The sequence below is a fragment of the Methyloceanibacter sp. genome (assembly GCF_050728395.1).
In the GTDB taxonomy this organism is placed as follows: Bacteria; Pseudomonadota; Alphaproteobacteria; order Rhizobiales; family Methyloligellaceae; genus Methyloceanibacter.
In genome coordinates, this window is record NZ_JBOHJB010000139.1 from 1 (window position 1) to 5,770 (window position 5,770).

Genomic DNA, 5,770 nt, shown 5'->3' on the forward strand with positions numbered 1-5,770 from the left:
TAGGTCTCATGCGTGACCATCCCTTGCGTGAACAGACCCTTGAACGGCTCGTCGATCGGCGAATGCCCGGTCTTGTGCATGGCGCGGGTGAAGAAGCGCGCGTAGAGCAGATGCAGGATCGCGTGTTCGACGCCGCCGATATATTGGTCGACCGGCAGCCAGTAGCCGACGGCATTGGTGTCGACCGGCACGGAGGCATGCGGCGAGCAGAAGCGCGCGAAGTACCAGGACGAATCGACGAAGGTGTCCATGGTGTCGGTCTCGCGCGTGGCGGGGCCGCCGCAGCTCGGGCAGATCACATGCTTCCATGTGGGATGGCGATCAAGCGGATTGCCCGTGCCGCCGAAGGTCACGTCCTCGGGGAGCTTCACCGGCAGATCCTTCTCAGGCACCGGCACGATGCCGCATGTCTCGCAATGGATCATCGGAATCGGGCAACCCCAATAGCGCTGCCGCGAGATGCCCCAGTCGCGCAAGCGGAACTCGGTACGGCACTCGCCTTGCGGCGCGCCGTGCAGCATCTTGGTTGAGAGATGGTCGGCCATCGCCTCTTTTGCCGCCTCGACGGTGAGGCCGTCGAGGAAGCCCGAGTTGATCAGCCTGCCGTCGCCGGTATAGGCCTCATCGCCGATCGCAAAGCTCTCGGCACCGGCGCCAGGCGGCAGCACCACCGGGATCACCGGAAGGCGATAGGCCCTGGCAAATTCGAGGTCGCGCTGATCATGCGCCGGGCAGCCGAAAATGGCGCCGGTGCCGTACTCCATGACGATGAAATTGGCGATGAACACCGGAAGCTCGGCGCCTTCGATGACTGGATGTTTCACCCGCAGGCCGGTGTCGTATCCCCTCTTCTCCTGCGTCTCGATCTCGGCCGCACTCGTGCCGTGGTGCTGGCATTCGGCAATGAAGGCGTTTGCCTTCGGGTCGCGCATCGCGATCGCCTTGGCCAGAGGATGGTCTGGTGCAATCGCCATGAAGCTTGCGCCGAACAGCGTGTCGGGACGCGTGGTGAACACTTCGATGATGTCGTGCCCGCGAGGCGCCTCGCCCCTCGCCAAGGCGAAGCGGATCAGCAGCCCTTGCGAGCGGCCGATCCAATTCGCCTGCATCAGCCGCACCTTGTCCGGCCAGCGGTCGAGGGTGCCAAGCGCATCGAGCAGGTCTTGCGCGTAGTCGGTGATCTTGAACACCCATTCGGGCTGCTCGCGCTGCTCGACGAGCGCGCCTGAGCGCCAGCCGCGTCCGTCGATCACCTGCTCGTTGGCGAGCACGGTGTGATCGACCGGGTCCCAATTCACCTTTCGCTTCTTGCGGTCGACCAGGCCGGCTTTCCGCAGGTCGAGAAACAGCTTCTGCTGCTGATGGTAGTAGTCGAGGTCGCAGGTCGCGATCTCGCGGCTCCAGTCGAGCGACAGGCCCATGCTCTTGAGCTGGCCGCGCATGGTGGCGATGTTGTCGTAGGTCCATTTGGCGGGGTGGACGCCACGCTCTATTGCCGCGTTCTCCGCCGGCAGTCCGAACGCGTCCCAGCCCATGGGGTGGAGCACGTTGTGCCCGCGGGCGCGCATGGTGCGCGCCACCACGTCGCCCATGGTGTAATTGCGCACATGACCCATATGGATGCGCCCGGAAGGATATGGGAACATTTCGAGAACATAGTATTTGGGGCGCGGGTCATTCTCGCTCGCATGGAACAGCCCTTGGCTCTCCCAGAGCCTCTGCCAGCGTGGCTCCGCTTCGCGCGGATCGTAGCGATTGATGGTCATGATCTGCTGCTGTGGTCCAAATTTGCGCCGACTAGGCCACGAAAGCCGAAGTCCGGTCAATCTTAAGCCCGGCAACGACAGCGTGATTTGCCGCGCGCCCTCGTCATGCGCAAAGTGCGGTCATGGTGGCCGATCGAACAGCCAAACCGCAAGCCCATGCACGTCAAATGCCTCGCGTCCTTCTTCTCAGTTGCGCGTCGGTGCTGGCGGCGGCAATGCCGCTCCCGGCACGAGCCGACAGCGATCAGAACCTCGCCTGGTGCAAGGGGCAAGGAAGTCCCACGCTTCCGCAGCAGATCGGCGGCTGCACCGCGTTGATTGACGGCAAGTCCGGCGAGGCTCGTGAGCGCGCCTTGACCTATTTCCGCCGCGCCGGCGCCTATCTCCAGCAACAGGACTACGACAAGGCGATCGGCGATTTCGGTGACGGGCTTGCGCTCGATGCCGGCAACGCCGCCGCCTATTACGGCCGCGCCATTGCCTACGAAGCAAAGAAGGACACCGACCGCGCCATTGGCGACTACGACTCCGCGATCGAACGCGATCCGCGCAACGTCAAGGCCTTGAGCAACCGCGCCGCGCTCTACGCCGACATGCGCGCCTATGAGCGTGCGCTCGAGGACAACAACCGCGTTCTCGAGCTCGAGCCTGACCAGGCCGCCGGATATGTCGCCCGCGGGCTCACTTATGCGCGGCGCGGCGACTTCGAATACGCGCTGCGCGATTTCGACAAGGCGATCTCCCTCGATGCGACATCGGCCATCGCCTATTTCAACCGCGGCCGAGTCAATTTCAGCAAGGGCGAGGTCGAGCGCGCGATCGAGGACTACGGTGCGGCCATCGATATCGGTCCGAAAAATGCGAGTGCCTTCGAGAGCCGCGGCTTCGCCTATCTCAGCCAAGGCCAGATGGACAAGGCGATCGCCGATTACGACATTGCCTTGCAGCTCGACACCAAACGCGCCACGGCGCTTTACGGGCGCGGTACTGCCAAGCAGAAAAAGGGCGATGCAAGCGGCGCCGACGACATCGCCGCCGCCAAGGCCATCAAGCCGGACATTGCCGGCGCGTTCGAGCAATCAGGCGTGCAAAGGTGACGGACGACGCCGGCCTCGCTTCCCCCCTCCATGCAGTCCAGCGCGATATCGCCGATGCGGCGCGGCGTGCCACCCGGGATCCTGCCTCCGTCAAGCTGATTGCCGTCAGCAAGACCGTGCCTGAGCACGCCATTGAAGAAGCGATTCATCTAGGTCAGCGCCGCTTCGGCGAGAATCGTGTGCAGGAAGCGAAGGCGAAGTGGCCGGCGCTGCAAGAGCGTCATCCCGATCTCGAGCTTCATCTGATCGGCCCGCTGCAATCGAACAAGGTGCGTGAAGCGGTGCAGCTGTTCGACGTGATCGAGAGTGTCGACCGCCCCAAGATCGCGGCGGCGCTTGCCGAGGAGATGAAACGCACGGGAAAGCTCCTGCGCCTGCTCGTGCAGGTGAATACCGGCGAGGAGCCGCAAAAGGCTGGCGTCCTTCCGAGTGAGACTGACGCCTTTGTGGCCCGATGCCGTGACGAATACGGCCTTCCGATCGAAGGCCTGATGTGCATCCCGCCACTCGACGAGGAGCCTGCCATGCATTTTGCGCTGCTCGCCAAGATCGCCGCGCGTCTCGGGCTGAAGGAGCTGAGCATGGGCATGAGCGGTGACTTCGAGAAGGCCATCGCCTTCGGCGCCACCTATGTACGCATCGGCACCGCCATCTTCGGCGCGCGCGACGGGAACGAGGATTGACGTCTTACATCACGACAATCGCCGACCCGCGCCGCAGCTCTGACAGCAGCATGGAGAGATCATGTCGAGAGAGCGCGATGCAGCCTGCCGTCGGAGCATAACCTGGACGGGCAAGATGCACGAAGATGGCGCTGCCCCGTCCCCTCACCCGCGGGCGGTCGTTATAACCGAGCACGATGACGAGATCGTAGAGATGGTCGGCACGAGACAAGCTGTCGGCATGCGTTCGCGTAGAGAGCCTAACGAGCTTGTTGTAGTTGCGGTCCGCAGGATCCTCGCACCAGCCGTCGTTGGGCCCGATGGCATGGATCGGAAATTGCGTCCTCGGCCTCGTTACACGGCCGGCGCGATAGAGCACCTGGCGAACGGGAAAGCGGCCAGGCGGTGTCGCGCCGTCGCTCTCGCGCTTCAACGCCTTGATGCCGCTCCGGCCGAGCGCCGCGCGCCGCACGCCATGCGCCAAGGCAAGGCGGCCCTCGCTTGGATTTCCGGGTGCGCGCCGGAGCGCGATGTCTCGCTTAAGTCTCATAGCCAATTGGCCTTTTTCTTGCCCGGTGAAGCTAACCGACACGCTTGTCCAATGGGAAGGCCCCCCTTATTACTGGAGGCCTCGGAGTTCACGCGGGGACAGCCATGGGCAATGCGCGCAAGATCCTGATCATCGACGACGATGACGAGCTTCGCGACTCCTTGAGCGAGCAGCTTTCGCTGCATGAGGAGTTCGATACGCTGCTCGCGGCCAACGCGTCGGAGGGGCTCAAGCTTGCGCGCAACGGCCATGTCGATCTCGTGCTGCTCGACGTTGGTCTCCCAGATCTCGATGGGCGCGAGGCCTGCAAGCTGCTCCGCCGCAGCGGGTTCAAGGGGCCGGTCGTCATGTTGACGGGACAAGCCACCGATTCCGACACCATCCTCGGCCTTGAGTCGGGCGCCAACGACTACATCACCAAGCCGTTCAAGCTCGGCGTGCTGCTCGCCCGCATTCGCGCCCAGCTCCGCCAGCACGAGCAGAGCGAGGACGCCGTTTTCACCATCGGGCCTTACACCTTCAAGCCGGCGTCGAAATTGCTGGTCGACGGCGGCGGCGGCAAGATCAGGCTCACCGAGAAGGAAACCTCGATTCTCAAATATCTCTATCGCGCCGGCGAGCGCGTGGTCACGCGCGATGTGCTGCTGCACGAGGTGTGGGGCTATAACGCCGGCGTCACCACGCACACGCTGGAAACGCACATCTATCGCCTGCGTCAGAAGATCGAGAAGGATCCGTCGCAGGCCGAGCTGCTGATCACCGAGACCGGCGGCTATAAGCTCGTCCCGTAGCCGGCGCGCTTCCCCTTCGTCATCGCCGGGCTTGACCCGGCAATCCATTCCACTGCCGCTTCGGCGCGCTGAGCCGTAACGGAATGGATGCCCGGATCAAGTCCGGGCATGACGGGTCACGAAATCTCGAAATCGGCGATGACCGGAACGTGGTCCGACGTGCGCGGCCAGTCGCGCGCCTCGTCAAGCACACGCATCGAAGTTGCGGCTCCGTCGAGCGCGGAAGTCGTCCAGATGTGATCGAGGCGGCGGCCGCGGTTCGACGCGCGCCAATCGCGATTGCGGTAGCTCCACCAGGTGAAGAGCTTCTCCTCCGCCGGCACGTGGCGGCGCATCACGTCCACCCAATCGTGCGCGGCTCGCATGCGCTCGAAGCGCTCGACCTCGGCAGGCGTGTGGCTCACCACTTTCAAGAGCTGCTTGTGCGACCACACATCGGTCGGCAGCGGCGCCACGTTGAGATCGCCGACCATGATCATGCGATTGGTCCGCTTGCCGCGCAGGCCGCGAAACCAAGCCTCCATGGCTTCGAGGAAATCGAGCTTGTGGCGGAACTTCGGATTGAGCGCAGGGTCAGGCAAATCGCCGCCGGCGGGCACGTAAACATTGTGCAAGAGAAGCGGCTTCGCCTGCGATCCGCCGCTATCGAGCACAACGGAAAGATGTCGCGCATGGCCGCGCCCGCAAATGTCGCGGCGCTCGACGCGGGCGAAGGGAATACGGGAAAGAATCGCCACGCCGTGATAGCCCTTCTGCCCGGCGACGGCGATATGCTCGAAGCCGAGCGCGCGGACCGGCAGCTCGGGAAAGCTCCCGTCGACGCATTTGATCTCCTGGAGGCAGAGCACGTCCGGCCGATGTGCGCGCACGAAACGCTCAACCAAGTCGAGCCTCAGCCTGACTG

At 63.9% G+C, this 5,770-nt stretch carries 6 protein-coding genes; 3 read left to right on the top strand and 3 right to left on the bottom strand.

Annotated features, from left to right (window positions below):
- The coding region (leuS, locus tag ACREC7_RS15505) for a leucine--tRNA ligase (RefSeq protein ID WP_431556595.1) at positions 1 to 1,766 on the bottom strand (1,766 nt) is incomplete at its 3' end.
- A 215-nt stretch (positions 1,767 to 1,981) separates the two neighbouring features.
- On the opposite strand from leuS, the gene ACREC7_RS15510 reads away from it, so the two are divergent.
- A complete protein-coding gene (locus ACREC7_RS15510; RefSeq protein ID WP_431556596.1) occupies positions 1,982 to 2,863 on the top strand; it encodes a tetratricopeptide repeat protein in 882 nt (293 codons plus the stop codon).
- Complete coding sequence (locus ACREC7_RS15515) at positions 2,860 to 3,546, top strand: YggS family pyridoxal phosphate-dependent enzyme (protein ID WP_431556597.1); 687 nt, start codon at positions 2,860 to 2,862, stop codon at positions 3,544 to 3,546. The genes ACREC7_RS15510 and ACREC7_RS15515 overlap by 4 nt, the downstream gene beginning before the upstream one ends.
- A gap of 4 nt (positions 3,547 to 3,550) precedes the next feature.
- On the opposite strand, the gene ACREC7_RS15520 is transcribed toward ACREC7_RS15515, so the two are convergent.
- Complete coding sequence (locus ACREC7_RS15520) at positions 3,551 to 4,075, bottom strand: L,D-transpeptidase family protein (RefSeq protein ID WP_431556598.1); 525 nt, start codon at positions 4,073 to 4,075, stop codon at positions 3,551 to 3,553.
- 104 nt (positions 4,076 to 4,179) lie between these two features.
- Here ACREC7_RS15520 and ACREC7_RS15525 point away from each other — a divergent pair, with 104 nt between their 5' ends.
- Positions 4,180 to 4,866 (top strand): response regulator transcription factor, encoded by a 687-nt coding sequence (locus tag ACREC7_RS15525; RefSeq protein WP_431556599.1) that lies wholly within the window; start codon positions 4,180 to 4,182, stop codon positions 4,864 to 4,866.
- Positions 4,867 to 4,982: 116 nt separating this feature from the next.
- On the opposite strand, the gene ACREC7_RS15530 is transcribed toward ACREC7_RS15525, so the two are convergent.
- A partial coding sequence (locus ACREC7_RS15530; RefSeq protein WP_431556600.1) for an exodeoxyribonuclease III occupies positions 4,983 to 5,770 on the bottom strand: 788 nt, incomplete at its 5' end.

Excerpts from the sequence above, each read along its gene's own strand:
- ACREC7_RS15510 (WP_431556596.1), top strand. The coding sequence starts at position 1,982 with ATGCCGCTCCCGGCACGAGCCGACAGCGATCAGAACCTCGCCTGGTGC.
- ACREC7_RS15525 (WP_431556599.1), top strand. The coding sequence starts at position 4,180 with ATGGGCAATGCGCGCAAGATCCTGATCATCGACGACGATGACGAGCTT.
- ACREC7_RS15520 (WP_431556598.1), bottom strand. The coding sequence starts at position 4,075 with ATGAGACTTAAGCGAGACATCGCGCTCCGGCGCGCACCCGGAAATCCA.